A 25,483-nucleotide genomic window follows, 5' to 3' on the forward strand; every position below is an offset into this window, starting at 1 on the left:
GATGTCTTCTGGCACCCCGACATCGACCCTCGCGTCGTCCGGCTGTTGAAAGGTGGCGACCTTCGAAGCTCAGACAGCCTCCATCGCCCAAATCCAACCGTCATCCGCGAGGGACCGGACGGACATCACCTGATGTTCGGCTCTTCGGCAGATCCTGTGCTAGCCCTTGCACCAGCCTTGGATGAACTGAACGGTCCGGTCGCGGCGATATTGCCGCTCGATCAACATGCACCGCGCCGCATAGACGCAACCCTCCGCTTATGGCGTTGTCTTTCCGGCAAACTGCCCGGACAATCGCGCGACCATCTAACGCCCAATCGTCGCCAACGGCTGACAATGATGCTGCGCGCGCTCGACGCCAGGACGGAGGGGGCAGACCGGCGCGAGATCGCGCAAGCGCTTTTTGGGGACGAGGCCGTCCCACCCGGTGTGGTGTTCGACGACCACCATCTCCGCAGCCGGATCGCTCGGCTCTTGCGCGAAGGTGCCGCGATCGTCGCGGGCGGCTATCGCCGACTTCTGGGCGACCGCTCCCGGCCTGACGGGTCGTAAATCGCCGTGGTCGATTCCGACCCGCCCATCGCCGATACCCCTTCGCCATCTTTGCCTTCGAACGACGGCGGCTCGATCCGACCGCCGATCCTATCCGGAGGTCCCCGATGTCCTTGCCCGTCGCCACTATCCCGCAGCGCTATTTGCGCACGCCCGAAGCAGCCCGCTTTCTCGGCCTGTCCGGGCGCACTTTGGAAAAGCATCGTACCTATGGGACTGGACCGAGATATTCGAAGATCGGCGGGCGCGTCGTCTACCGCGTCGAGGACCTTCAAGCCTGGGTCGATCGCGGCGCAAAGGCGTCGACTTCGGACGATACCGGCGACGTCGTCCTACCCGCCAAGCGCCATGGGCTCGCGCCCTATGCCGGCGCACCGCGACGCTGACCCGCCCGATGTCCGCCCGCCACCGCCCTTCGAGGGAACGCGAGCAGCTCGACCTCTTCCGGGCGCTGCCCGGCGATCTCGCGCCCCGCGACGCGCAGGACCTCATGGCCTATCCGTTCTTCTCGCTCGCCAAGTCCAAGCGCCTGGCGCCGATCGACTTCAAGGCGGGCGCGGTCGCGATCCGCGTCGAGGCCGTGCCCGAGCACGGCATGGCAACCATCTGGGACGCCGACGTCCTGATCTGGGCGGCCAGCCAGATCGTCGAGGCGCGCGATCACGGCCTACGCACGTCGCGCCTAATGGCGGCGACGCCGTATGAAATCCTGACCTTCGTTGGGCGCGGCACGTCCGCACGCGACTATGAGCGGCTGAAAGCCGGTCTCGACCGGCTGCAGGCGACCAGCGTCGCCACCAGCATTCGCCAGCCCAGCGAGCGCCGTCGTCACCGTTTCAGCTGGATCAACGAGTGGAAGGAAACCGCCGACGCGCACGGGCGACCGACCGGCGTCGAGCTGATCGTCCCCGACTGGTTCTATGCCGGCGTCCTCGACGATGCGCTCGTCCTTACCATCGACCGCGCCTATTTCGATCTCACCGGCGGGCTCGAACGCTGGCTCTACCGGCTCGTGCGCAAGCACGGCGGCCGTCAGGTCGGCGGCTGGAGCTTCGACGTCGCCCATCTTCATTTGAAGTCCGGCTCGCTCAGTCCGCTCAAGCACTTCGCCTACGACCTGCGCGACATCGTCAAACGGCAGGCGCTACCCGGCTACGTCCTGACGCTCGAACGCGCTTTCGGGCGCGACCGGCTCGACTTTCGGCCGCTCGTCACCGACCCGCTGGAGCTGAGCATTCCGCGCCGCATGCGTGCCGCGCTTGCAGGGGATAAGCTGTGAATCCCCTCGTGCTATCGAGGACCGGCACTATCGTGCCATCGGGGACCCGATCCTCGTGCTATCGGGGACTGAAAACGCCGATTCGTCGGGTTGATTCAACGACTTGCCCGCCCCTTAACGTCTCTAACTTAGAATCCTTCGGATTCTTTCTAACGCAGATGGCGCGGACGGGGGGGTCGGCTTCGGCAACGCCCGACGGGCAGGTGCGGCCATGATCGCGGCCCTCCTTAATCAGAAGGGCGGCGTCGGAAAGACGACGCTCGCGTTGCACCTTGCGGGTGCCTGGGCCGTGAAGGGGATGCGGGTTCTGGTGGTCGATGCGGACCCCCAAGGGTCGGCGCTCGACTGGTCGGAACAACGCGGCCGGGAGGGCCTCGACCTCCTCTTCCCGGTCGTCGGCCTTGCCCGCGACATGCTCCATCGCGAGTTGCCGGCGATCGCCCAAGGCTATGACCACGTCGTCATCGACGGGCCGCCGCGCGTCGCCGGGATCGCGCGATCGGCGTTGCTCGCCGCCGACTTGGTGGTCATCCCGGCGCAGCCTTCGCCGTTCGACGGCTGGGCTTCGGCCGAGATGCTGCGGATGCTTGACGAGGCGCGCATCTACCGCCCCGAATTACGGGCGGTAATGCTGCTCAATCGCTGTGCGGCGCGCACGGTCATCGCGCGCGAGACGGCCGCAGCGCTCGAAGATCACGATCCGCCGGTGCTCGCCAGCCGGATCGGCCAGCGCGTCGCGTTCGCCGACGCCGCGCGCAGCGGGCGGCTCGCTGGCGAAGTCGACGGCGGACAGATCGCCGAACGGGAGATCGTCGCGCTCGCCGCCGAGATCGAACGGCTGATCGAGGGATTCGCGCGATGAGCGATCCCCGCAAGTCCGGCTTCGCGCGCCGGCCCGGCGACCCGGAAGCCTGGGTGCGGGCTGCGGAGAAACCAGCGCCGGAGCCCGCCGCTTTCACCGCACGTCTGACGATCGACGTCACGCCAGCGATGCGGGGCCGGCTCAAAATCACCGCCTTCCGGCGCGGCCAGACCGTCGCCGACATGATTCGCGCACTGCTCGACCGCGAATTTCCCGACGACGGGAGCGCGTCATGATCGCCGCCGACGTTCGCACCCGCGTCGAGCTGCTTCACCTCGAACGCAAGATCGAGCGCTGGATCCGGTTCGGTCGCGTCGCGCACGAGGAGGTCCTCGATCGCCGACGCCGCGCCCTCTGGTTCGCAGTAGGCAGCGTCTTCGCCTTCGTCCGTTGGGCAGCGGGCGACCACGGCACGCTCGTCTCGCGAATCGACATCCTGCGCGCCTGCGACGAGCGCGAGCCCGTCACCACCATCCCCGGCGTGACGCCGGGTGGCGAAGTGCTGCTGCGGGTTCAGGGTTGGCCCAAGGTCGAGCGCGTGCTCGCCGCGATCGACCAGGTCGAGAGCCTCGGCGTACTGCCGGAAGACGCTTGTCCCGACCATTGGCGACACATCCACAACCGCCTCGCCGTTGCCGAAGCGCCGCGCGCCTATACGCGCCAGCGCCATGCGGCCTGGCTTTCTCGAAGGAGGATCGGCGCATGACCAAGCATCTGAAGACGCTCGTTACCATGCAGGCGGCCGCCATGCTGGTGGCGTTCGGCAGCTGGGTTCATCCCATGCCGCGACTGATCTGGAACGCGAGCGCCAGCGTGCCTGTCGGCCTCTACGCGGTGCGTTCCGCGACCGCGCGAAAACCGAACGACCTCGTCGTCGTGGCGCCGCCGCCGCCGCTCGCCGACTTCCTGGCCGAGGGAGGGTATCTGCCGCGCGGCGTCCCGCTCCTGAAGCGGATCGCTGCGGTCGGCGGACAGCGCGTCTGCCGCACCGGGCGCGTCGTGACGGTCGATGGCGCGACGATCGCGACCGCGCTCGACAGGGACCGCCGTGGCCGTCTGCTGCCGCAGTGGAGCGGATGCCTCACGCTGACGCCTGACCAAGTGCTGCTGCTCAATCGCGACGTCCCGGATTCGCTGGATGGCCGATATTTCGGGCCGCTGCCGACCAGCACGATCGTCGGTCAGGCGCGTCCGATCTGGACCAAGAAGGGCGCGTGACGGTGCGTCCGATCGCAACTTGCCGCGCGCTTTTGGCCGCTGTCGTCCTCGCCTCCGGTGTGGCGAACGTCGGTTCGGTCCGCGCCCAGACGGTCGTCGCCGGACCGGTCCGATCGACGCGCGATGACCTCGCGACGGCGGTGGCGGAAGCGTCCAGGCGCTTCGGCATCCCGGCCGACTGGATCCTCGCAGTGATGCGTGTCGAGAGCGCTGGAGACGCCCATGCCGTGTCGCGAGCGGGCGCGATCGGGCTCATGCAGATCATGCCCGCAACCTATGCCGAGCTTCGCCGGGATCTCGGCCTCGGCCCCGATCCGTTCGCGGTTCGGGACAACGTCCTGGCGGGTACGGCGTATCTGCGGCGTATGTACGACCGCTATGGGTCACCCGGATTTCTCGCTGCCTACAACGCCGGGCCTGGTCGCTGGGAGGCGCATCTCAGCGGCGTTCGACCCTTGCCGGCCGAGACCATCGGTTATGTCGAAAGGCTCGCGGCGATCACCGGGCCGACCACCTTCGCCGACCCAAGATACACGCCGCCATCGCTTCCTCCTTCCCCCTTCACGGCCCCGCTGTTCGTCGCTCGAAACGTCGAACGACGAGCGCCGAATCCCCCGGGAGAACGCGATCGGATCGCCGCGCTGCTCGCTTCGAACACGACCGTCGTGCGTCCTCCCGACCTTCTCTTTCCGGTCGAAACGGCCGCCGATACGCCGCAGTTGAACGACACTGGCAACACGGCCGACCGCGTCACCCAACCATCGTCCGGTGATGCGTTGTTCGTCCCGCGCACTGCGTCGCGAGCGCCGCGATGACCTCGATCGGCGATCGTCGCATCATGGCGCATGCTGGCGTGCCGTCGGATAGGGTCGCGCATGTTTGGTCAGGGTGGCGGGCATCGATCTTTGGAAGTCAGACGAGAGGGCAAGATGAAAGCGACGGCCCTGCGGGCGTCTATGCGGTTGGTTTAGCAAGAGTTTTTGCGTGCCACGGGACGTGGGCGCGTGCCGTAGCCAGCCGTAAGTTCAACGCCTGCCTCGTTTTTGGCGGCACCAGGCCCTTCTCGGGTGGGTCATGAGCCTGCGCGACGACGAGTTGCGGCTTCGGCCCGGGCGGTCCCGCGACGGCGGCCGCGGCAATACCAAGACCTTCGTCAATCAGGTGCTCCGCGCCGCCCAGAAGGCCGGGCATACCGGCCCACGGCTCGGCGCCCATTCTGGCCGCTCGACCTTCGGCCGGGGTCGCGCCGCGGCGACCGCCGCCGGCCTGCGCAGCGTCTCGCGCCGCGTCCTGGTCAAGACGCGGATCGTCCGTCATCGCGGCGCGCGCTTCCGCTCGGCGTCGCTCGCGACCCACACCGCCTATCTCAAACGCGACGGCGTCACCCGCGCGGGCGAGCCAGCCCGGATGTTCGACGCCAGGTCCGATGCCGCCGACGAGCGCGCCTTCGCCGAGGCCTGTGAGGACGACCGCCATCACTTCCGGCTGATCGTTTCGCCCGAGGACGCGACCGACCTCGCCGATCTTCGCGCCACGACCCGGACCCTCATGGCGAGCATGGAAACCGATCTCGGCAGTCGGCTCGAATGGATCGCGGTCGATCACTGGAACACCGACAATCCGCACGTCCACATCCTGGTGCGCGGGCGTGCCGAGGACGGCGCCGATCTCGTCATCTCGCGCGACTATCTGACCAAGGGTCTGCGGGCCCGGGCCGAGGCGCTGATCGAGCAGGAGCTCGGTCCCCGCACGAAGCTGGAGATCGCGGCCGGCCTGAAGCGCGAGGTGACCGCCGATCGGTTCACGGGGCTCGATCGCGCGCTGCGCGCTATGGCCGACGAGAGCGGCGGTGTCGTCGATCTCCGCCCAGGCGGCCCCGCCGACCGTGACCCGGATATGCGGCGATTGATGCTCGGCCGGGCGCAGCACCTGGAGCGTCTCGGGCTGGCCGACCCGACGGGCCCGGCGTCTTGGACGCTCGGCCCGGGGATCGAAGACCGCCTGCGCGACCTCGGCATGCGCGGCGACATCATCAAGACCCTGCACCGCGCCATGGCGCACGGCGGGATCGAACGCGGCGCCGACGTCGCGTTGCACCGCGACGACGAAGCGCCGGCGATCGTCGGACGCCTGGTCGAACGCGGCCTTCACGACGAACTGTCGGGCTCCGCCTACGCCATCGTCGACGGGGTGGACGGGCGCGCCCACCATATCCGGTTACGCGATCTCGAGGCCACGAGCGACGCCGCCCCCGGCGCGATCGTCGAACTGCGTAGGTTCGAGGACCGGCAGGGCGTGACGCGAACGTCCCTCGCCGTGCGTTCCGATCTGCCGCTTGCCGAGCAGGTCACTGCCCCGGGCGCGACCTGGCTCGACCGTCGCTTGGTCGCCAAGAACGTCAGCGACCTGTCGAGCGCTGGATTTGGCCAGGAAGTCGAAGCGGCGCTGGAGGCGAGGACGAACCACTTAGCCAAAGAAGGGCTCGCCCGTCGGCAGGGTGAGCGCACCGTGTTCGCGCGCGACCTGATCGAGACCTTGCGCGGCCGCGACGTTACGGCGGCCGGGTCCCGCTTGGCGGCCGAGACTGGATCGCCGCATCAGCCGGCCGCGGCCGGCGAGAACGTCGCCGGCGTGTATCGGCAGCGGGTGACGCTCGCATCCGGGCGCTTCGCCATGATCGACAACGGCCTCGGGTTCCAGCTGGTCCCTTGGACCCCGGCGATCGAGCCGAAGCTCGGGCAGCACGTCTCGGGGGTGGTGGCGCCAAGCGGCGGGATCGACTGGAGCTTCGGCCGCAAGCGCGGCCTGGGCCTGTGACCCGCCGTTGTGCGCGCCAGCCCGCGCTAGAGCGCGACGACTACAGCTGAGGACTTGAAGAGAGCGGTTCGCCCCGCCCAACGATCCGCCCCGACCGATCAGACGAGGGGACGAGCCGATGCCCGCGACGCGCATTCTCTGGGGCCAGGTGCTCGTCGTGCTGGCGATCGTGCTGGCCACCACTTGGGGCGCGACCGAATGGGTCGCGTGGCGACTGGCGTTCCAACCCGAACTCGGCGCTCCCTGGGTCAGGTTCCTGGGCTTTCCCGTCTATCCGCCGCCCGCCTTCTTCTGGTGGTGGTACGGGTTCGATGCCTACGCGCCGAAGATCTTCTACGAAGGTGCCTACATCGCCGCGTCGGGCGGGTTCGTCTCGATCGCCGTCGCCATAGCCATGTCGGTCTGGCGCGCTCGCGAAGCACGCGAGGTCACGACCTTCGGCTCGGCACGGTGGGCGCGTCCGCGCGAGATCCGCGACGCTGGGCTGATCGGCGAGGACGGAGTGGTCCTCGGTCGGTTCGCCCGGGACTATCTGCGCCACGACGGACCCGAGCACGTACTGTGTTTTGCACCGACGCGTTCCGGCAAGGGCGTCGGACTGGTGGTGCCCACGCTCCTGACATGGCCGGGCTCGGTGATCGTCCACGACATCAAGGGTGAGAACTTCACCCTGACCGCCGGATGGCGGGCACGGCACGGCCGCGTGCTGCGCTTCGATCCGACCGACGCCCGCTCGGACGCCTACAATCCGCTGCTCGAAGTGCGGCGCGGACCATCCGAAGTGCGCGACGTCCAGAACATCGCCGACATCCTGGTCGACCCCGAAGGCGCGCTCGAAAAGCGCAACCACTGGGAGAAGACCAGCCACGCATTGCTCGTCGGCGCGATCCTTCACGTCCTCTACGCCGAGACCGACAAGACGCTCGCCGGGGTCGCCGCCTTCCTGTCCGATCCGCGCCGTACAATCGAGACCACGCTGCAGGCAATGCTGGTCACCCGCCACCTCGGCGACATGCCCCATCCAGTCGTCGCCAGCGCCGCGCGAGAGCTGCTCAACAAGTCCGACAACGAGCGCTCGGGCGTGCTTTCGACCGCCATGTCGTTCCTGGGTCTGTACCGCGATCCCGTCGTCGCCGCGGTTACCTCGCGTTGCGACTGGCGGATCGGCGACCTCGTCGAAGGTGCGGACCCCGTCTCGCTCTACCTCGTCGTCCCGCCTTCCGACATCAGCCGCACCAAACCGCTCGTGCGCTTGATCCTGAACCAGGTCGGTCGCCGCCTTACCGAGGAGCTCGATGCGCGGCGCAAGCGCCACCGGCTGTTGCTGATGCTCGACGAGTTCCCCGCACTTGGTCGCCTCGACTTTTTCGAGAGCGCCCTGGCGTTCATGGCCGGCTACGGCCTGAAAAGCTTCCTCATCGCACAGTCGCTCAACCAGATCGAAAAGGCCTACGGCCAGAACAACGCGATCCTCGATAACTGCCATGTGCGGGTCAGCTTCGCGACCAACGACGAACGAACCGCCAAGCGCGTGAGCGACTCGCTCGGTACTGCGACCGAGATCCGAGATGCCAAGAACTATGCCGGCCATCGCCTGTCTCCCTGGCTCGGACATCTGATGGTCTCACGTCAGGAGACGGCGCGGCCGCTGCTCACGCCAGGCGAAATCATGCAGCTCCCGCCCGCCGACGCGCTGGTGCTGGTGTCGGGCATCTTCCCGATCCGGGCGAAGAAGGCGCGCTACTACGAGGATGCGCAGCTGCAACGCCGCGTCCTGCCCCCACCTAAAGCGCGGACCTCCGGAGATCGATCGGTTCCGCGAGACGATTGGAGCGGCCTGGCGATGCCGGCCGCCGTCACGCCGATCGCGAGCGCTGTGGTCCCGTCAGACGACGAGGTGACCGACTCCGCTAACGCCGGCATCCGGCAGGAGCCCGAGTTGCCCGTGCATGAGGCGGTCGATCCGCCACCTCGCGAACCCGTGCCCGAGTTCGAAGACGCGGAGTCCGATGACCAGGACGCGGTCCGCACCAGAACGCTGCAGGGCCGGGTGGGCGCCAATGCTCGGCAAGCGTCGATGGATCCCGACGACGGCATCGCCCTGTGAGCGGACGCCGGGACCGCCTGAACGTCTATTTCGAGCCGGCGACCGCCAAGGCGTTGGAGGAGCTCGCGATCCGGCGGCGCGTCTCCAAATCGGCGATCGTCGATGCCGCGGTCGCATCCTTCCTGTCGCCAGACGGCGCGGATCGCCGCGAAGCTGCCTACACGCGTCGGCTCGACCGGCTGACCCGGCAGGTCGAACGGCTCGAACGGGATCAGACCATTGCGCTGGAGGCCCTTGGCCTCTTCATCCGTGCCTGGCTAACCGCGACGCCGCCGCTCGCCGACAGCGCGCAGGCCTCCGCCCAAGCGAAGGGCCGCGAACGATATGAGAGCTTCATCGAAACCCTGGGGCGCCGCGTGCAGCAAGGGCGCAGCCTCGCCAAGGAGGTGTTGGAGGACGTACAGATGCCAGACCTTGGAAATCCCGATGAAAGGCCATGACCGATTTGCGCCCCATAAACTGTCATTCGGCCTGGCCATCTAAAGTCCCGAAAGTTGCCGTTCATTCAGGACGCTGGCCTGCTCTCCAAGGGCGGGCCAGCCCGTGATATAGCCGTTCCTTGCAGACCAATGACGACACCGCGTGCGCGATTAGGGCAGCGAGAAACAGCGGCAGGATCAACCCCCTGCTGGCAGTTGCCTCGACGATGATGATGACGGCAGTCAACGGCGCGCGAACGACGCCGGTGAAATAGGCGACCATGCCGAGCAGGACTACGGCGCCGCCCGGATCGTTCGGAAATAGAGGCCGCAGAACGGCACCAAGCCCGGCCCCCGTCGCCAATGATGGCGCGAAAATGCCTCCCGGCAAACCGGATGAGGCCGTCGCCAACGTTGTGGCGAATTTGGCTGGTCCGAACCAATAGGGCGCGTTAGTACCGTCGATGATCGCATGGGCGGCGGAATATCCCGTGCCCCAGGTCAGGCCGGTCGCGACCCCCAGCACTGCGACGGCAGCGCCGCACATCAGCGCCCAGAGTACGGGCCGATCCCTCAAAAATGGAAACCAGCGGTCGCGTGCTGCGCCGATGTTGAGCATTGCGCGCGCGAACAGCCCGCCGGTCAGGCCGCCGAGCACGCCTGCCACCGGCGCGATCCGCAGTACAGCGCCCGCCTTCAACGTCTGTCCGACGGCACCAAAATAGACGTAATCGCCCGCCAGCCCGAGGCTGACGATGCCAGCGATCAGGATTGTCGTCATGACAAGCAGCGCGACCCGCTGCTCATAGGCGTCAGCTAGTTCCTCGATCGCAAAGGTCACCCCAGCCAGCGGCGTATTAAACGCCGCCGCCACGCCAGCCGCGCCGCCGGCGATGATCATGGAAGCGCGCATCGGCGCCCGGAACACCCGCGTAAACCAGCCAAGAATAGCCGCGGAGATTTGTACCGTTGGTCCCTCGCGCCCGACGGACGCGCCGCTTAGTAGCGCTATGACCGTGAATATACCTTTGAAAATCGCGGTTTTGGGGGAGATGAGGCGATCCAGCGCACGCTTGGGATCATCGGCTGCGGCGATGACCTGGGGAATCCCCGAGCCAGCAGCCTCCGGCGCAAACCGTCTCGTCATCCACGCGATGGCGGCGAACGCCGATGGCGTCACGACGAGCGGCGCCCACCACAGCCGATGAACAATGCCGTCGAAAATGCCGCTGGCACTGTCGGCGAACCTGGCAAACAACAAGGCAGCAAGGCCGATGGTAATCGCGCCAAGACCCATTGCCATCCGGCGACGCCAAACCACCGATGCCGGACCGTGCCGCCGAAGCAGGACTCGCCAGCGCCTGTTCACAGGAAGATTCATGAGGGCTGACTAGCCCCGGCTCCGTGCGCGCACCACCCAAGGATTGTGAATTGGCGTATTTGCGAATGGCTACGGTCAGAGGCTAAGGCCGTTCAGATCATGGTCCAAGCGTCGGGAGGGCGTCATCGCCACAAACATGATGGCCACGCCACCCGATAGGCGGTGGCAGCACAATCGGTTCTATCGCTGGTGGCGTAGCGCGATCGTCTCCTCCGTGGATCACGAAAGCGTCGTCGCGCGGATTGAGGACGAAAGTGGCTGGAGCGGGCGGTACGTCTTCATGACAATGATGTCGGCCGGCATCGCGGTACTCGGTCTCTTGCTGTCATCGCCAGCCGTCGTGATCGGCGCGATGCTCATCTCTCCTCTCATGAATCCGATCCTCGGCCTCGGGTTCAGTCTGGCGCTGTTCGACTTTTCCGAAACCCGGCGGTCGCTGACGGCACTCGCGGCAGGGGCGATTGTCGCGATCGCCTTTACCGCCATCATCGTGCTCGTGTCGCCGCTCAAGGCACCGACAGCAGAAATCCTGGCCAGAACGCGACCGAACCTGTTCGACCTTCTGGTCGCGCTGTTTGCCGCACTTGCCGGGACATTCGCGATCATTCGCGGCCGTGGCGAAACCATCGTCGGTGTTGCCATCGCCACCGCATTGATGCCGCCGCTGGCGGTAGTCGGCTATGGGCTTGCGACCTGGAACATGCCGGTGCTCGGCGGCTCGTTCGCGCTGTTTGTCACCAATCTTATGACCATTGCGCTCGCGGCCACTGTTGTCGCCCGGTTCTATGGCTTTGGCCATCATCTCTCCAGTCAGCAGAGTTGGCTCCAGACGGTCATCCTCATCCTGGTCTTTGCAGCCATGTCAGTCCCACTTGGATTTTCGCTCACAAGGATCGCGAGCGAGACGGTGACGGCGACCAAGGTGCGATCTTTCCTGTCCGACCGGTTCGGCGCTTCATCCCGCGTCACCCAGCTCGATATCAATTTCGATCGTGACCCGATCTCGATCCGGTCGGTCGTCATCGCGCCGCGCTCGGCGGCTGCCGACAACGCGGCGCTGCAAAAGGCGCTCGCTGCCCAATTGAAGCGCCCGGTGAAGCTTCAGGTCGATCAGGTGCTGATGAGCGCTGGCACGGGCGCAATCGATGCACAGCGGGCTGAATTGCAGCAGGCATCGGAAGCGACGGCCGCAGAGAATGCCGAAATCGCGACGGTCATGCGGTTGGTAGCCCTAAGCGCCGGTGTCGCACCGGATGATGTCACGATCGATCGCGATCACCACCGTGCGTCTGCCACCGCCAAGCCCTTGCCCGGCGCGACATCGGCGACCTACCGCGCGCTTGAGCGCCGACTGAACGCAGCTGTCGAGGGCTGGCAGATCGCGATCGTGCCACCCTTCGGCGTCTTCCCCGAAATCCGCTTCGCCAACGATAGTGACGTGCTGGACGAGACGGCCCGCGACGCTGTGCTGCTGTCGGCGTGGGATGCACAGAGATGGAATGTCCCGGCGCTCGGTGTACCGGGACTGCCGGTGGGTGAACCGCCCGCAAAGCCTAGCCTCGCCGAACGTCGGGCTCTTGCCATCGCCGCCTTGTTGCGGTCGCAGAAGGTTCAGGCAACCTCGCTCCCGGCAAAAGGGCAGACCTTCACCCTGACCGCCTTGCAACCGGGGGCCACGCCATGAACCATGATCCTGTGCTGACCCCGTTCGATGCCGCTGCGGTATTGATCGTGCTGGCCGCGGCGCTTGGCTACATCAACTATCGCGTATTCAAGCTGCCTCAATCGGTCGCTCTCACGGTAATGGGCGCAGTGGCTTCGCTGATCGTGGTCGGGATCGATCTGGTGCTCCCCGGCGGCGAGATGGGCACCGAGATTGTGCGCTTCATCGCAGCAATCGATTTCCACGAAACGCTGATGAACGGCATGCTGTCGTTCCTGTTGTTCGCTGGCGCGCTTCACGTCGATTGGAGCGACATGAAGAAAGGGCGCTGGCCGATCCTGATCCTGAGTACCGTCGGCGTCCTGATGTCGACCGCGTTGATCGGCGGGGGCTTTTTCCTGCTCGCCCAGGCGATTGGCCTGACGGTTCCGATCGTGTGGTGTCTAGTCTTCGGTGCCCTGATCAGCCCAACTGATCCGGTCGCTGTCATGGGCGTGCTCCAACGGGCGAGAGTCTCGCCAACACTCGAAGCGACGGTCGCCGGCGAAAGTTTGTTCAACGACGGTGTCGGCGTCGTCGTCTTTGCCATCATTCTGGCGACGGCGCTTGGCACTGAGGCGTTTTCGATTGCCCACGCCGCGCAATTGTTCGCGTTCGAGGCGGGAGGCGGCGTTTTGCTGGGTCTGCTGGTGGGCTGGATCGGCTACCGTGCGATACGCTCGATCGATGACTATAAACTGGAAGTTCTGATCAGCATCGCCATGGTGATGGGCGGTTATACGCTCGCCAGTCGCATTCATGTAAGTGGCCCGGTAGCAATGGCGGTGGCGGGATTGCTGATCGGCAACGAAGGCGTTCGCTCAGCCATGAGCGAGACGACGCGCACCTATCTGCTCGGCTTCTGGTCACTAATCGACGATATCTTGAACGCCGTGCTGTTCGTCTTGATCGGTCTTGAGGTCGTGGCGGTGCCGTGGGACCTAAGGCTGGTCCTGCTCGGCGTGATGGCGATTCCACTGGTTCTGGCAGCGCGGATCATCTCCGTCACCGGCCCTCTTGTGTTGATGCGACCGATCCTGTCGCTGGGACCGCTGGCCCTGCCGACTTTGATCTGGGGCGGCTTGCGCGGCGGCATTTCTGTCGCGCTTGCGCTCGGCCTTCCCGACGGTCCGGCAAAATCGATCGCGCTTGCGGCGACCTACGTCGTGGTGCTGTTTTCGGTCATCATCCAGGGTGGCACGATTGCGCGCCTGCTGGAATGGCTCACCTCGCGGAGCGGCGAAACCGGATCAGCTTCCGTGAGTTGAAGATGAAGGTTGGCGCAACGGCGTCCCAAAAAGGAAGCCGTTTTGCTGATTACGATTGCTGCCATCATTGCCACTATCGTCGTGACGACCGGTTTGAGCTTCGGCCGGTTCGCGCGATCGGAGGGTTGGGCGGCGACGGTCACGCCGCTGGCATCGATCATCGGCAGCGGCTTTCTGATCTCCGGCCCATTGCTCGCGCGCGAGTTCGGGGGAGCGGCGTTTTGGGCGATGGCGGTGCTATTGCTCCTCGCCTACGCGGTCGGCGCGGTGATCCGCTGGAACATCGTTCATGTCGAAAATTACCTTGCCGACAAGCCGTTCAATGACCCGGTCTTATGGTCGGCACGGATCACTCAGTTCGTGCTGGCAGGCGCCTATGCCGTCTCGGTGGCCTATTATCTGAAGCTGCTCGCCGAGTTTGCCATGAAGTCGTTGGCGGTGCCGGAAGCGTGGCATGGGATCGTCTCGAACATCGGCGTTACGGCAATCATTATCGTCTTGATGCTGCTTGCGTTCGGCGGGGGCCTAAGGCGGGTCGAGCATGTCGCGCATGGCACGGTCTCGATCAAGATCGGGATCATTGCGGGCTTGCTGGTCGGCCTGGCGAGTTGGTGGGTGGTGAACCTGGGCACCACTGCGGACATCCCGGCGGCCAAGGTCTCCTGGCAGAGCGTGCCGATGCTGCTCGGGCTGCTGATCACTGTGCAGGGGTTCGAGACATCGCGGTATCTTGGACATGCCTACAGTCAGGCAGTGCGCGTGCGCACGATGCGCCACGCACAGTGGATTGCCGCAGCCATCTATCTGGCATTTATCGCACTGCTGACCCCGCTGTTGGGTGCTGCCGCAAAAGCTGAAGGCGTAGCCGGCATTCTCGACATCATGCGGATGGTCGCGGCTCCGCTCGGTATATTCGTCCTGGTCGGCGCGCTGGCCAGTCAGTTGAGTGCCGCTGTCGCGGATTCGGTCGGGTCGGGCGGGCTGATGAATGAGGTGTCACGGCGCAAACTGAGCGTGCCCGCCGCCTATGCCGTCGCCAGCGCGCTGGCCATCGCGGTCGCCTGGCTGACCGACCCGTTTCAGGTTGTCGCCGTTGCTTCGCGCGCATTCGCCTTGTTCTATGCGATGCAGTGCGGGCTGGCTGTTCTGGTGTCCTGGCGGACTGGAAGTGGGGGTTGGGCGATGCGCTCCGCGTTCGCTGCGATCGGGCTGGTCTGCTTAGTAGCTGCGGCGGCGGGTGCGCCCGCTGAGGGGTGAAATGCCGCTACCATCGTAGAATGTTTGAAGCGTCGGAATAGCTGTAGTGGGCTGACAGATGCTCTGTTGCGTATTGGGCACACAATTGCACAAAGCGCCTCTGCCCGGAACGAACTGATCAAAGCGGAATTTCGCGTCCTATGGATTCGATAAATGTCAGCCCTGTATCCAAGCTTGAAGAGGTGCCGCGCTGCATTTTGGTCGTGGATGACGAAGTGCTCATCCGTTTTGCCATCGCCGATTACCTGCGGGAATGCGGCTATCATGTGATCGAGGCGGCTGATGCGGCAGAAGCGCTCGAACTTCTCGAATCCCAGCCCGGCCTGGTCGATCTGGTTTTCTCCGACGTCCAGATGCCTGGCGAGATGGATGGGTTCGGCCTCGCCCGTTGGGTGAGATGCAATCGACCGGGGCTCCCCGTGATCCTGACATCGGGCAATGTGCGCACCGCAGAACTGGGCGAAGATCTATGTGAGATCGGTCCGCTAGAAGCGAAGCCGTATGACGCGAAATCGCTGGCGCAACGCATGGCGTCGTTACTCGCTGCTTCCAACAAATCCGCGCCGGGTTCCATGGGACAGCAACGCATGCAGCAAGGGCGATAAATCGGTCTACCTTTTTCAAGAAGTTCGAACTGCCAGGCGGCGCACACATCAAAGCTATGCGGATTCGCGCCGACTAGATCGTCAGGCCAAAATTGTAGATGAGCGAATGTCCGGAGTTGGGCGCTGCAGTTTGGGTCCTGCAGGGCCGACTCTGGGTCTTTTTGAGCTCCCAGGCTGGCTGAACGAACGACGGCTATATCGAATTGCCGGCCAAACCTGCCAGTCCGAAACCGCCGCAATTGCAGCCGTGCCGTCGCTCGCACGTCTTTGCACGCCAGAGCCCTACGCCCGCCAGTCTCTTGTTGAACTCGATCGATCCCGCCGCTTCTTGATCGACCCCGAACTATCGCCCGCGCGAGCTGGCGACGCGCACGGGATCGATATCGGTGACCACCCAAACTTTTAGGTCTGAGAGCTACGCCCGCGGCGCGCGGATGCTGCGCACCGCCCTGGGGCCGGCGATCGCCGGGTTCCTCGACGACGCCAGCGTGGTCGAGGTGATGCTCAACCCCGACGGGCGGCTCTGGATCGATCGGCTGACCGGCGGCCTGGAGGATACCGGTGCGAGGTTGAGCGCGGCGGACGGGGAGCGGATCGTTCGCCTCGTCGCCCACCATGTCGGCGCGGAAGTCCATGCCGATGCCCCCCGCGTCTCGGCGGAGTTGCCCGAGACGGGCGAGCGGTTCGAGGGGCTGTTGCCGCCCGTCGTGACCGCGCCGAGCTTCGCGATCCGCAAACCGGCCGTCGCCGTGTTCTCGCTCGCTGACTATGTCGCGGCCGGGATCATGACCGAGCCGCAGGCCGTGATCCTGCGCGCCGCCGTTCACGAGCGTCGCAACGTCCTGGTCGCCGGCGGCACCTCGACCGGCAAGACGACCCTGGTCAACGCCCTGCTGGCCGAGGTCGCGCTCACCGGCGACCGCGTGGTGCTGATCGAGGACACGCGCGAACTGCAGTGCGCCGCACCCAATCTGGTGGCGCTGCGCACCAAGGACAGCGCCGCCAGCCTGACCGATCTCGTCCGCTCCGCCCTTCGCCTGCGGCCCGACCGCATCCCGATCGGCGAGGTGCGGGGTGGAGAAGCGCTCGATCTGATCAAGGCGTGGGGGACCGGCCACCCCGGCGGCGTCGGCACGCTCCATGCCGGCTCGGCGCTCGGCGCGCTCCGCCGCCTCGAGCAACTCGTCCAGGAAGCGGTGATCACCGTCCCACGCGCGCTCATCGCCGAGACGATCGACGTCGTCGCCGTGCTGTCGGGCCGGGGCGCCGCGCGCCGCCTGTCCGAACTCGCGGCCGTCGAAGGGCTCGGTCCCGACGGCGACTACCGCCTCACTCCCGCAATCCTGCCCCCAGAAGGAGACCCCGCATGACCTCGCTCCGCAGCCGGTTGACCGGCGCCGTCACGTTCACCGCCCTGATGGTGCTGACCGCACCGGCCTATGCCGCCGGATCGTCGATGCCATGGGAAGCCCCGCTGCAATCGATCCTCGACTCGATCCAAGGCCCGGTCGCCAAGATCATCGCCGTCATGGTCATCATCATGACCGGCCTGACGCTCGCGTTCGGCGACACCTCGGGCGGCTTCCGTCGCCTCGTACAGATCGTGTTCGGCCTGTCGATCGCGTTCGCCGCCAGCTCCTTCTTCCTGAGCTTCTTCTCCTTCTCGGGCGGGGCGCTCGTCTGATGAGCCCGGAAGAACCGATCGCCGGCTTCTACGCACCGGTCCGCCGGTCGCTCACCGAGCCGATCCTGCTCGGCGGCGCACCGCGATCGGTCGCGATCCTCAACGGGACGCTCGCCGCCGCGCTCGGCCTCGGATTGCGGCTGTGGCTCGTCGGCGCAGCGCTCTGGCTGATCGGCCACATGGCGGCGGTCTGGGCCGCCCGGCGCGATCCCGCCTTCGTCGAAACCGGCCGTCGCCACCTGCGCTACCCCGCGCACTTGGGGTGAGCTCGAAATGCTGAACCTCACCGAATATCGCGCCAAGCCGCAACTGCTCTCGGACTTCCTGCCGTGGGCGGCCCTGGTCGCGCCCGGCGTCGTTCTCAACAAGGACGGCAGTTTCCAGCGCACCGCCCAGTTCCGTGGGCCCGATCTCGACTCGGCCACCCCCGCCGAGCTGGTGGCGACGACGGCGCGGCTGAACAACGCGCTGCGGCGTCTCGGCTCGGGATGGGCGATCTTCGTCGAGGCGCAGCGCCATCCCGCCGGCGGCTATCCCGCCAGCCGGTTTCCCGACATGGCCTCGGCGCTGGTCGATGCGGAGCGCCGTGCGCAGTTCGACGAGGCGGGCGCGCATTACGAGTCCAGCTATTACCTGACGCTGGTCTGGCTTCCGCCCGCCGAAGACGCGGCGCGCGCCGAATCCTGGCTCTACGAGGGCCGCAGCGACCGCACCGCCTCCGGCCAGGAGGCGCTCGCCGGGTTCGTCGACCGCGCCGAACGCGTGCTGGCGATGGCCGAAGGCTTCATGCCCGAGACCGCCTGGCTCGACGACGCCGAGACGCTGACCTACCTCCATTCGACCGTCTCGACGCGGCGCCACGGGGTCCGTGTCCCCGAGACGCCGATGCACCTCGACGCGATCGTCGCAGACGAAGTGCTGAGCGGCGGGCTGGAGCCGCGCCTCGGCGACGCGCACCTTCGCACGCTCACCGTCATGGGGTTCCCCAGCCAGACCTGGCCAGGCCTGCTCGACGATCTGAACCGGCTCGCTTTCCCGTATCGCTGGGTCACGCGTGCGATCTGCCTCGACAAGACCGACGCCACCAAGGTGCTCGGCCGCATCCGGCGGCAGTGGTTCTCCAAGCGCAAGTCGATCGCGGCGATCCTCAAGGAGGTGATGACCAACGAGGCTTCGGCCTTGATGGATTCGGATGCCGCCAACAAGGCGCTCGACGCCGACCTGGCGCTGCAGGAACTCGGCACCGACCTGGTCGGCGCGGCCTATGTCACCGCGACCGTCACGGTGTGGGACGCCGATCCGCGCGTCGCCGACGAACGGCTGCGCCTGGTCGAGAAGACGGTTCAGGGCCGCGACTTCACTGTCATGCGCGAGACCATCAACGCAGTGGAGGCATGGATGGGGAGCCTTCCCGGCCACGTCTACGCTAACGTCCGCCAACCGCCGATCTCGACGCTCAACCTCGCGCACATGATGCCCTTCTCGGCGGTCTGGGCGGGTCCCCAGACCGACGCGCATCTGGACGCGCCGCCTCTGTTCTTCGGCCGCACCGAAGGCTCGACGCCGTTTCGGCTGTCGCTGCACGTCGGCGACGTCGGCCATACGCTGGTCGTCGGTCCGACCGGTTCGGGCAAATCCGTGCTGCTCGCGCTCATGGCGCTGCAGTTCCGCCGCTACGCGCGCAGTCAGGTGTTCGCGTTCGACTTCGGCGGGTCGATCCGCGCGGCGGCGCTCGCCATGGGCGGGGACTGGCACGATCTCGGCGGCTCGCTCGGCGACGACGTCGCCGAACCCGTCGCGCTGCAACCGCTCGCGCGGATCGACGATGCCGCGGAGCGCGCCTGGGCGGCCGAGTGGGTCGCCGCCATTCTTGGCCGGGAAAAGGTCGAGGTGACGCCCGAGGTGAAGGATCATCTCTGGTCGGCGCTGTCGTCGCTGGCGTCGGCGCCGCCGTCGGAACGGACGCTCACCGGGCTCTCGGTGCTGCTCCAGGCGCAGCCGCTGAAGCGCGCGCTGCAGCCCTATTGCGTCGAAGGGCCCTGGGGTCGGCTGCTCGACGCCGAGGCCGAGCGCCTCGGCGAGGCGTCCGTACAGGCGTTCGAGACCGAGGGGCTGATCGGGACCTCGGCCGCGGCGGCCGTGCTCGCCTACCTGTTCCACCGCATCGAGGGCCGTCTCGATGGCCGGCCGACCCTACTCATCGTCGACGAGGGTTGGCTCGCGCTCGACGATCCCGGGTTCGCGGCACAGCTGCGCGAATGGCTCAAGACGCTCCGCAAGAAGAACGCGAGCGTGATCTTCGCGACGCAGAGCCTCGCAGACATCGACGGCTCGACCATCGCCCCGGCGATCATCGAGAGCTGCCCGACCCGCATCCTGCTCGCCAACGAGCGCGCGCTCGAGCCGCAGATCGCCGCGATCTATCGCCGGTTCGGCCTCAACGACCGGCAGATCGAGATCCTCAGCCGGGCGACCCCCAAACGCGACTATTACTGCCAGTCGCGGCGCGGCAACCGCCTGTTCGAGCTCGGTCTCGGCGAAGTCGCGCTCGCCTTCACCGCCGCCTCGGCCAAGACCGACCAGACCCTGATCGCCAAACTGCTGGCCGAGCATGGCCGCACCGGCTTCGCCCGCGCCTGGCTCGCGGCGCGCGGGGCCGGCTGGGCAATCGACCTCATCCCCACCCTCGATCTGGAGACCTTCCCATGAAGACCTTGCGTTCAATGCTCGCCGCCGGCATCGCGGCGCTGACGCTGATGACCGCGACCGCACCGGCGCACGCGCAGTTCACGGTGTTCGACCCGTCCAACTATGCGCAGAACGTCCTCACCGCCGCGCGCTCGCTGCAGCAGATCAACAACCAGATCACCGCGCTGCAAAACCAGGCGCAGTCGCTGATCAACCAAACGCGCAACCTCACGAGCCTGCCGTTCTCCTCGCTGCAACAGCTCCAACAGTCGATCGCGCGGACCCAGGCGCTCCTCCAGCAGGCGCAGGGGATCGCCTACGACGTCCAGAACATCGATCAGGCGTTCCGCACCACCTACGGCGCGGCGACCGCGTCGATGTCGAGCCAGCAACTGGTCTCGGGCGCGCAGGCGCGCTGGCAGCAGTCGGTCCAGTCGCTCCAGGACGCCATGCGGGTACAGGCGACCGTGGTCGGCAACCTCGACACCAACCGCAGCCAGATGTCGGCGCTCGTCTCTTCCAGTCAGGGCGCGACCGGCGCGCTGCAGGCCGCCCAAGCCGGCAATCAGCTACTCGCGCTTCAGGCGCAGCAACTCGCCGACCTGACTGCCGCGGTCGCCGCCCAGGGCCGCGCGCAAAGCCTCGAAGCGGCCCAGCGTGCCACCGCTCAAGACCAGGCGCGCGAGCAGCTCCGCCGCTTTCTGACGCCCGGGACCGGCTACCAGCCGACCACCGTCACCATGTTCCACAACTGACGGGACCAGGCGATGCGACGATTGCGTGGGTTTCGCACGATGGAAGGTCCGGCCGCCAAAAAGCTGATCGCGCTGATCCTGATCGGCGTCATCCTCGCTGGCGCCGCCGCGTGGATGGCCACGACCGATCAACCGACGCCGGCCGACCGACCGAGTGCGGACAGCATCGGCACGGCCGACCCGCTACAGGCGGAGTTCGCGCGGTGCCAGGGTTTCGGCGAGGCCGGCGCGCACGACCCCGCTTGCCTCGCGGCATGGGCGGAGAACCGTCGCCGGTTCCTCGCGCCCGATCGCCGTCCAGCAGCGCCCAACCCGGCCGCCGTCCCCATGCCGACCGAAGGGCGCTGATCATGGGCGGAACCGGCGTCGTCGATCGCTTTCTCGAGGTCTTCACCCGCTACATCGATAGCGGGTTCGGCCTCCTGCAAGGCGAGGTGAAGTGGCTGGCAGCGACCTTGATCGTCATCGATCTCGTGCTCGCCGCCTTGTTCTGGGCGTGGGCGCCCGACGAGAACGTACCGGCGCGCCTCGTCAAGAAGGTGCTGTTCGTCGGCGCCTTCGCTTTCATCATCAACAATTGGGGCAACCTCGCCCGCATCGTCTTCGAGAGCTTCGCCGGCCTTGGCCTGAAAGCTTCGGGCACATCGCTCGCGACCGCCGACTTCCTGCGGCCCGGCCGCGTCGCCCAGGTCGGGCTCGACGCCGGCAAGCCCATCCTCGATTCGATCTCCGGCCTGATGGGCTACGTCTCGTTCTTCGAGAACTTCATCCAGATCGCGGTGCTGCTGTTCGCTTGGGTGATCGTGCTGCTGTCGTTCTTCATCCTCGCCATCCAGCTCTTCGTCACGCTCATCGAATTCAAGCTGACTACGCTCGCCGGCTTCGTGCTCATCCCGTTCGGCCTGTTCAACAAGACCGCGTTTGCCGCCGAGCGCGTGCTCGGCAACGTTATGTCGTCCGGCATCAAGGTGCTCGTGCTCGCCGTCATCATCGGCATCGGCTCGACCCTGTTCGACGAGTTCAAGACCGGCTTTCCGGTCACACCGACGATCGAGGACGCGATGGGCATCATGCTCGCTTCGCTGACCCTGCTCGGCCTCGGCATCTTCGGACCCGGCATCGCCAACGGCATCGTCTCGGGCGGTCCGCAACTCGGTTCGGGCGCCGCGATCGGCACTGGCCTGGCCGCAGGCGGCGTACTGGCCGGCGGCGCTGCCCTGGCGACGGGCGGTGCATCACTCGCCGGCGGCGCGGTCGCCGGCCTCGCCAGCGGCGGGGCCTCGGTCGCGGGCGCAGCCTCAACCGCCTACAGCATGGGCGCCGCGGGACAGACCGGCGCGGCCTCGGTCGCCGGCGGTCTCGGCAACGTCGTCAAGACGGGCGCGGAAGCCGCCGCCAGCCCGCTGCGTCGCGCGGCTGACGGCCTCAAGGAAAGCTTCGCACGCGGCGCGGAGTTCGCATCGGGCGGTGGAGCACCTGCCGCCAACGACGCCGGCGCGGCAGGCGGCGGCAGTTCGGGCGAGCCCGCATGGGCCGCCAACATGCGTCGCCGCCAGGCGGCCGCCCATGCCGTGCAGACGACCGCGCACGCCGTGAAGTCCGGAGACGGTGGCGGCTCGGGTTCTTCCGTCAGCGTCTCCGAGGACTGATCATGAACTTCAAACGACCTTCCGTCCGCTATGGACGAACTCCTGAACCCGAAACGCCGTACCAGCGCGCCGCCCAGGCGTGGGATGACCGCATCGGCTCGGCCCGCGTGCAGGCGCGCAATTGGCGGCTCATCGCTTTCGGCAACCTCATTCTGTCGGCCGGCCTCGGCGCTGGGCTAATCTGGCAGTCAGCATCCGGCACCATCGTGCCCTGGGTCGTTCAGGTCGACAAGCTGGGACAAGCCCAGGCGATCGCGCCGGCGGACGCCGCCTACCGCCCGAACGATCCGCAGATCGCTTGGCACCTTGCCCGCTTCGTCGAAGAGGTCCGCTCGATCCCGGCCGACCCGATCGTGCTGCGTCAGAACTGGCTGAAGGCCTACGACTTCACGACCGACAAGGGCGCCGCCGCGCTCAACGACTATGCGCGCGTCAACGACCCGTTCGCCCGGGCGGGCAAGGAGCAGGTCGCGGTCGAGGTGTCCTCGGTGATCCGCGCCTCTGCCGACAGCTTCCGCATCGCCTGGGTCGAGCGGCGCTACGTCGACGGTGCGCTCGCCGCGACGGAGCGCTGGTCGGCGATCCTCACCCTGGTGATCCAGACGCCCCTCGACGCCGAACGGCTGAAGAAGAACCCGCTCGGCATCTACGTCCACGCCCTCAACTGGTCCAAGGAGCTCGGCTGATGCGCCTCGTTCAACTCGGGAGCGCGCTCGCTGCCACGACCGCGCTCGCCGCCTGCGCCCACAAATACACGCCGCCAACCATCAGCTACGATGCGCCACCGACACCGGCCGTCTTGGCGCCCGAGCCGCCCCGGCCGGTACAGATCGTGACGGTCCCGCAGCCGCTGCCCCTGCCGGGTCAGCTGATGCCGATGCCCGGCGCTATCCCTTCGCCCCCAAGCGAACCCGCCGATCCACGGGCCCGGGTCGAGGCGGCCAACGGCGCCGCCCGGGTCCAGCCCTCGCGCAGCGGCTACGTCAACGCCGTGCAGGTCTATCCCTTCGCCGACGGCGCGCTCTATCAGCTCTATGCCGCACCCGGCCAGGTCACCGACATCGCGCTGGAACCCGGCGAGCAACTCGTCGGCACCGGCCCGGTCGCAGCCGGCGACACGGTGCGCTGGATCATCGGCGACACCGAAAGCGGCGCCGGCCCCAGGCGGCGCGTCCACATCCTCGTGAAGCCGTCGCGCGCCGATCTCGTCACGAACCTCGTAATCAACACCGATCGCCGAACCTATCACCTCGAGATGCGGTCCGCTGAGCGGACCTACATGGCGTCGGTGTCCTGGTCCTACGCCGCCGATCAGCTGATCGCGCTGCGTCGCCAGAACGCGGCGGCCGAAGCCGCGCAGCCGGTCGGCGAGAGCAGCGCGGCGGCCATCGAAAACCTCCAGTTCCGCTACCGCATCGAAGGTGATGCCGCGTCATGGCGCCCGGTCCGCGCCTTCGACGACGGCCGCCAGGTGTTTATCGAGTTCCCGGCCGGGATCGGACAGGGCGAGATGCCGCCGCTCTGGATCATCGGCGCCGAGGGTAATGCCGAACTCGTCAACTACCGCGTCCGCGGCCACCACATGATCGTCGATCGGCTGTTCGCGGCCGCCGAGCTTCGCCTCGGCAGCTCGCGTCAGCAGCGCGTGCGGATCGTTCGAACTGACGGGGTGAGAAGCGGTCAGCTGCAGCGGATGAGCGCCGGGACCGAAACCGAAGGGCCAGCGTCGTGACCGACGATCGCGACGAAGACCGGGAGCCGAGCGCGCCATCAGCCCGGAAGGACCTCCCCGAGCCGACGCGCGACAAGTCGGCAGCGTTTCGGCTGCGGCCGGAACGGCCCGGCGTTCTGCGCTTGTCGCGCCGCGCGCTGGGCGCGCTGGCCGGCGCGTCGGCGCTGGCGCTGGGCGGGGCCCTCGTGTTCGCCCTGCAATCCTCGCATCCCAAGCCCCAGAGCAATGAACTGTACAACACAGACCACCGAACGACCGCTGATGGTTTAGCGCGGTTGCCGGGTGATTATACGGGCGTAGCGCGCACGGTCCCGCAGCTTGGCCCGCCGCTGCCCGGCGACCTCGGCCGCCCGATGCTCAAGACGGGAGTAGCGCCGCCACCGATCGCGACCGGACCCGGGTCAGCGTCCGATCCAGCCCAGCAGCGCGCCGAGCAGCAACGGCAACGCCGGGCGCAGGAACTCGACGCGGCACGCACCAGTCGGCTGTTTGCGAGCGAAGCCCACTCGGTCACGCAAGGCGCAAGCCAGCCGAACCCTGGGGTCGATCTCGCCGGCCTAGGCAGCCAAACACCCGCAACGACGTTAAGCCAACCAACGCCGCAGCCGACCGAAGGCGACCGCAAGCTCGCTTTCCTGAACGGTCCAGCCGATCGACGGACGATCAGCAGCGAGCGCTTGGCCGGACCCGCCAGCCCCTTCGTGCTGCAGGCCGGCGCCGTAATCGCCGCGGCAATGGTCACCGGCCTGCGCTCCGATCTGCCCGGCCTGATCACCGCCCAGGTGACCGAGAATGTGTATGATGGGCCGACTGGCCGAACTCTTCTCATTCCCCAGGGTTCGCGGCTCGTCGGCCAGTACGATGCGCAGGTTGTGTTCGGGCAGAGCCGCGCCCTGCTCGTCTGGACGCGCCTCATACTTCCCAACGGCCGATCGATCGTCCTCGAACGCCAGCCGGGCGCTGACACTGAGGGCTACGCCGGCCTCGAGGACCGCGTCGACAATCATTGGGGTCAGCTCTTTAGGGCCGCGGTGCTTTCGACGCTACTCAGCGTAGGAACCGAGGCCGGCACGTCGTCAGACGAGAACGATCTCGTCCAGGCGCTACGCCGCGGCGCCTCCGACAGCATCAGCCAGACCGGCCGTCAGGTAGTCGGTCGGTCACTCAACATCCAGCCGACGATCACGGTGCGACCGGGCTTTCCGGTGCGGGTAGTTGTAACCCGCGACCTGATCCTCGAACCCTATCGAGGCTAAGCCATGACGAAATTGAAGCTTGGCGCTATCGCCGACGAACGACCGGTACGATTGACCATCGATATGCCCGCCGCACTCCACCGCGAGCTAGCGGCCTATGCCGAGGTGCTCGCGCACGAAACCGGCCATCGGACCGATCCAGTGAAGTTGATCGCACCGATGATCGCGAGGTTCATCGCTTCGGACCGCGCCTTCGCTAAGGCACGACGCGCGTTGCCCGAGCGCCACCAAGTTTCGAAATAGCCGCGCTCG

At 66.9% G+C, this 25,483-nt stretch carries 27 protein-coding genes; 26 read left to right on the forward strand and 1 reads right to left on the reverse strand.

Annotated elements, in window-relative coordinates; genetic code table 11:
* Positions 1-132 precede the first annotated feature (132 nt).
* The 11 genes from ACP7BL_RS00125 to ACP7BL_RS00175 all read left to right on the forward strand — a co-directional run bounded on the left by ACP7BL_RS00125 (position 133) and on the right by ACP7BL_RS00175 (position 9,275).
* On the forward strand, positions 133-552 hold the full coding sequence (locus tag ACP7BL_RS00125; protein WP_426257288.1) for a DUF2285 domain-containing protein: 420 nt from the start codon (positions 133-135) through the stop codon (positions 550-552).
* Between the two features lie 107 nt (positions 553-659).
* On the forward strand, positions 660-938 hold the full coding sequence (locus tag ACP7BL_RS00130; RefSeq protein ID WP_426257289.1) for a helix-turn-helix transcriptional regulator: 279 nt from the start codon (positions 660-662) through the stop codon (positions 936-938).
* 8 nt (positions 939-946) lie between these two features.
* A complete protein-coding gene (locus ACP7BL_RS00135; protein ID WP_426257290.1) occupies positions 947-1,831 on the forward strand; it encodes a replication initiator protein A in 885 nt (294 codons plus the stop codon).
* A gap of 211 nt (positions 1,832-2,042) precedes the next feature.
* A complete protein-coding gene (gene parA / locus ACP7BL_RS00140; protein WP_426257291.1) occupies positions 2,043-2,693 on the forward strand; it encodes a ParA family partition ATPase in 651 nt (216 codons plus the stop codon).
* Positions 2,690-2,929, forward strand: coding sequence for a ribbon-helix-helix protein (locus tag ACP7BL_RS00145; RefSeq protein WP_426257292.1), 240 nt, complete (start codon positions 2,690-2,692; stop codon positions 2,927-2,929). Before parA ends, ACP7BL_RS00145 begins: the two co-directional genes overlap by 4 nt.
* A complete protein-coding gene (locus ACP7BL_RS00150; RefSeq protein WP_426257293.1) occupies positions 2,926-3,399 on the forward strand; it encodes a DUF2840 domain-containing protein in 474 nt (157 codons plus the stop codon). Before ACP7BL_RS00145 ends, ACP7BL_RS00150 begins: the two co-directional genes overlap by 4 nt.
* Positions 3,396-3,911 (forward strand): S26 family signal peptidase, encoded by a 516-nt coding sequence (locus ACP7BL_RS00155; protein ID WP_426257294.1) that lies wholly within the window; start codon positions 3,396-3,398, stop codon positions 3,909-3,911. The genes ACP7BL_RS00150 and ACP7BL_RS00155 overlap by 4 nt, the downstream gene beginning before the upstream one ends.
* Entirely contained in the window at positions 3,908-4,726 is an 819-nt protein-coding gene (locus tag ACP7BL_RS00160; protein ID WP_426257295.1) for a lytic transglycosylase domain-containing protein, read from the forward strand. Before ACP7BL_RS00155 ends, ACP7BL_RS00160 begins: the two co-directional genes overlap by 4 nt.
* A gap of 259 nt (positions 4,727-4,985) precedes the next feature.
* The gene (locus ACP7BL_RS00165) at positions 4,986-6,728 is read left to right on the forward strand and encodes a relaxase/mobilization nuclease domain-containing protein (protein WP_426257296.1); all 1,743 of its coding nucleotides are present in this window, start codon (positions 4,986-4,988) and stop codon (positions 6,726-6,728) included.
* A 118-nt stretch (positions 6,729-6,846) separates the two neighbouring features.
* A complete protein-coding gene (locus tag ACP7BL_RS00170; RefSeq protein WP_426257297.1) occupies positions 6,847-8,835 on the forward strand; it encodes a conjugal transfer protein TraG in 1,989 nt (662 codons plus the stop codon).
* Positions 8,832-9,275, forward strand: a complete 444-nt coding sequence (locus ACP7BL_RS00175; RefSeq protein WP_426257298.1) for a CopG family transcriptional regulator — start codon at positions 8,832-8,834, stop codon at positions 9,273-9,275. Before ACP7BL_RS00170 ends, ACP7BL_RS00175 begins: the two co-directional genes overlap by 4 nt.
* 61 nt (positions 9,276-9,336) lie before the next feature.
* Here ACP7BL_RS00175 and ACP7BL_RS00180 read toward each other — a convergent pair whose 3' ends face one another.
* A complete protein-coding gene (locus ACP7BL_RS00180; RefSeq protein ID WP_426257299.1) occupies positions 9,337-10,557 on the reverse strand; it encodes a chloride channel protein in 1,221 nt (406 codons plus the stop codon).
* 214 nt (positions 10,558-10,771) lie between these two features.
* Here ACP7BL_RS00180 and ACP7BL_RS00185 point away from each other — a divergent pair, with 214 nt between their 5' ends.
* The 15 genes from ACP7BL_RS00185 (at position 10,772) to ACP7BL_RS00255 (ending at position 25,474) form a co-directional block, all read left to right on the forward strand.
* Complete coding sequence (locus ACP7BL_RS00185) at positions 10,772-12,319, forward strand: DUF389 domain-containing protein (RefSeq protein WP_426257300.1); 1,548 nt, start codon at positions 10,772-10,774, stop codon at positions 12,317-12,319.
* Positions 12,316-13,605 carry a cation:proton antiporter gene (locus ACP7BL_RS00190; protein ID WP_426257301.1) on the forward strand — a complete coding sequence of 430 codons (1,290 nt, stop codon included), beginning with the start codon at positions 12,316-12,318 and terminating at the stop codon, positions 13,603-13,605. Before ACP7BL_RS00185 ends, ACP7BL_RS00190 begins: the two co-directional genes overlap by 4 nt.
* A gap of 42 nt (positions 13,606-13,647) precedes the next feature.
* Positions 13,648-14,862: a hypothetical protein gene (locus ACP7BL_RS00195; RefSeq protein ID WP_426257302.1), complete on the forward strand. Its 1,215-nt coding sequence runs from the start codon at positions 13,648-13,650 to the stop codon at positions 14,860-14,862.
* Positions 14,863-15,002: 140 nt separating this feature from the next.
* Positions 15,003-15,467, forward strand: a complete 465-nt coding sequence (locus tag ACP7BL_RS00200; RefSeq protein ID WP_426257303.1) for a response regulator — start codon at positions 15,003-15,005, stop codon at positions 15,465-15,467.
* Positions 15,468-15,901: 434 nt separating this feature from the next.
* Positions 15,902-16,837 (forward strand): P-type conjugative transfer ATPase TrbB, encoded by a 936-nt coding sequence (gene trbB, locus ACP7BL_RS00205; protein WP_426257624.1) that lies wholly within the window; start codon positions 15,902-15,904, stop codon positions 16,835-16,837.
* Entirely contained in the window at positions 16,834-17,151 is a 318-nt protein-coding gene (locus ACP7BL_RS00210) for a TrbC/VirB2 family protein (protein WP_426257304.1), read from the forward strand. The genes trbB and ACP7BL_RS00210 overlap by 4 nt, the downstream gene beginning before the upstream one ends.
* Positions 17,151-17,417, forward strand: a complete 267-nt coding sequence (locus ACP7BL_RS00215; protein ID WP_426257305.1) for a VirB3 family type IV secretion system protein — start codon at positions 17,151-17,153, stop codon at positions 17,415-17,417. Before ACP7BL_RS00210 ends, ACP7BL_RS00215 begins: the two co-directional genes overlap by 1 nt.
* Positions 17,418-17,424: 7 nt before the next feature.
* On the forward strand, positions 17,425-19,860 hold the full coding sequence (trbE, locus tag ACP7BL_RS00220; RefSeq protein ID WP_426257306.1) for a conjugal transfer protein TrbE: 2,436 nt from the start codon (positions 17,425-17,427) through the stop codon (positions 19,858-19,860).
* Complete coding sequence (gene trbJ, locus ACP7BL_RS00225; RefSeq protein WP_426257307.1) at positions 19,857-20,594, forward strand: P-type conjugative transfer protein TrbJ; 738 nt, start codon at positions 19,857-19,859, stop codon at positions 20,592-20,594. The genes trbE and trbJ overlap by 4 nt, the downstream gene beginning before the upstream one ends.
* A gap of 12 nt (positions 20,595-20,606) precedes the next feature.
* Positions 20,607-20,942 carry a putative entry exclusion protein TrbK-alt gene (trbK-alt, locus tag ACP7BL_RS00230; RefSeq protein ID WP_426257308.1) on the forward strand — a complete coding sequence of 112 codons (336 nt, stop codon included), beginning with the start codon at positions 20,607-20,609 and terminating at the stop codon, positions 20,940-20,942.
* Positions 20,943-20,944: 2 nt separating this feature from the next.
* Positions 20,945-22,243 (forward strand): P-type conjugative transfer protein TrbL, encoded by a 1,299-nt coding sequence (gene trbL, locus ACP7BL_RS00235; protein ID WP_426257309.1) that lies wholly within the window; start codon positions 20,945-20,947, stop codon positions 22,241-22,243.
* 2 nt (positions 22,244-22,245) lie between these two features.
* On the forward strand, positions 22,246-22,929 hold the full coding sequence (trbF, locus tag ACP7BL_RS00240; protein ID WP_426257310.1) for a conjugal transfer protein TrbF: 684 nt from the start codon (positions 22,246-22,248) through the stop codon (positions 22,927-22,929).
* Entirely contained in the window at positions 22,929-23,975 is a 1,047-nt protein-coding gene (trbG, locus tag ACP7BL_RS00245; protein WP_426257311.1) for a P-type conjugative transfer protein TrbG, read from the forward strand. The genes trbF and trbG overlap by 1 nt, the downstream gene beginning before the upstream one ends.
* Positions 23,972-25,231: a TrbI/VirB10 family protein gene (locus tag ACP7BL_RS00250; protein ID WP_426257312.1), complete on the forward strand. Its 1,260-nt coding sequence runs from the start codon at positions 23,972-23,974 to the stop codon at positions 25,229-25,231. Before trbG ends, ACP7BL_RS00250 begins: the two co-directional genes overlap by 4 nt.
* 3 nt (positions 25,232-25,234) lie before the next feature.
* Positions 25,235-25,474, forward strand: coding sequence for a DUF2274 domain-containing protein (locus ACP7BL_RS00255; protein ID WP_426257313.1), 240 nt, complete (start codon positions 25,235-25,237; stop codon positions 25,472-25,474).
* The last annotated feature ends 9 nt before the right edge of the window (positions 25,475-25,483 follow it).

The organism is Sphingomonas sp. DC1600-2 (assembly GCF_049897605.1).
GTDB lineage: Bacteria > Pseudomonadota > Alphaproteobacteria > Sphingomonadales > Sphingomonadaceae > Sphingomonas.

Bases quoted from the DNA above. Each gene is read 5' to 3' on its own strand.
- ACP7BL_RS00165 (WP_426257296.1), top strand. From the start codon at position 4,986: ATGAGCCTGCGCGACGACGAGTTGCGGCTTCGGCCCGGGCGGTCCCGC.
- ACP7BL_RS00190 (WP_426257301.1), top strand. From the start codon at position 12,316: ATGAACCATGATCCTGTGCTGACCCCGTTCGATGCCGCTGCGGTATTG.
- ACP7BL_RS00155 (WP_426257294.1), top strand. From the start codon at position 3,396: ATGACCAAGCATCTGAAGACGCTCGTTACCATGCAGGCGGCCGCCATG.
- parA (WP_426257291.1), top strand. From the start codon at position 2,043: ATGATCGCGGCCCTCCTTAATCAGAAGGGCGGCGTCGGAAAGACGACG.
- ACP7BL_RS00130 (WP_426257289.1), top strand. From the start codon at position 660: ATGTCCTTGCCCGTCGCCACTATCCCGCAGCGCTATTTGCGCACGCCC.
- trbL (WP_426257309.1), top strand. From the start codon at position 20,945: ATGGGCGGAACCGGCGTCGTCGATCGCTTTCTCGAGGTCTTCACCCGC.
- ACP7BL_RS00180 (WP_426257299.1), bottom strand. From the start codon at position 10,557: ATGGCAATGGGTCTTGGCGCGATTACCATCGGCCTTGCTGCCTTGTTG.
- ACP7BL_RS00170 (WP_426257297.1), top strand. From the start codon at position 6,847: ATGCCCGCGACGCGCATTCTCTGGGGCCAGGTGCTCGTCGTGCTGGCG.
- trbE (WP_426257306.1), top strand. From the start codon at position 17,425: ATGCTGAACCTCACCGAATATCGCGCCAAGCCGCAACTGCTCTCGGAC.
- trbK-alt (WP_426257308.1), top strand. From the start codon at position 20,607: ATGCGACGATTGCGTGGGTTTCGCACGATGGAAGGTCCGGCCGCCAAA.
- trbJ (WP_426257307.1), top strand. From the start codon at position 19,857: ATGAAGACCTTGCGTTCAATGCTCGCCGCCGGCATCGCGGCGCTGACG.
- ACP7BL_RS00215 (WP_426257305.1), top strand. From the start codon at position 17,151: ATGAGCCCGGAAGAACCGATCGCCGGCTTCTACGCACCGGTCCGCCGG.
- ACP7BL_RS00145 (WP_426257292.1), top strand. From the start codon at position 2,690: ATGAGCGATCCCCGCAAGTCCGGCTTCGCGCGCCGGCCCGGCGACCCG.
- ACP7BL_RS00200 (WP_426257303.1), top strand. From the start codon at position 15,003: ATGGATTCGATAAATGTCAGCCCTGTATCCAAGCTTGAAGAGGTGCCG.
- trbG (WP_426257311.1), top strand. From the start codon at position 22,929: ATGCGCCTCGTTCAACTCGGGAGCGCGCTCGCTGCCACGACCGCGCTC.
- ACP7BL_RS00185 (WP_426257300.1), top strand. From the start codon at position 10,772: ATGATGGCCACGCCACCCGATAGGCGGTGGCAGCACAATCGGTTCTAT.
- trbB (WP_426257624.1), top strand. From the start codon at position 15,902: ATGCTGCGCACCGCCCTGGGGCCGGCGATCGCCGGGTTCCTCGACGAC.
- ACP7BL_RS00210 (WP_426257304.1), top strand. From the start codon at position 16,834: ATGACCTCGCTCCGCAGCCGGTTGACCGGCGCCGTCACGTTCACCGCC.
- ACP7BL_RS00150 (WP_426257293.1), top strand. From the start codon at position 2,926: ATGATCGCCGCCGACGTTCGCACCCGCGTCGAGCTGCTTCACCTCGAA.
- ACP7BL_RS00125 (WP_426257288.1), top strand. From the start codon at position 133: ATGTTCGGCTCTTCGGCAGATCCTGTGCTAGCCCTTGCACCAGCCTTG.
- ACP7BL_RS00135 (WP_426257290.1), top strand. From the start codon at position 947: ATGTCCGCCCGCCACCGCCCTTCGAGGGAACGCGAGCAGCTCGACCTC.
- trbF (WP_426257310.1), top strand. From the start codon at position 22,246: ATGAACTTCAAACGACCTTCCGTCCGCTATGGACGAACTCCTGAACCC.
- ACP7BL_RS00255 (WP_426257313.1), top strand. From the start codon at position 25,235: ATGACGAAATTGAAGCTTGGCGCTATCGCCGACGAACGACCGGTACGA.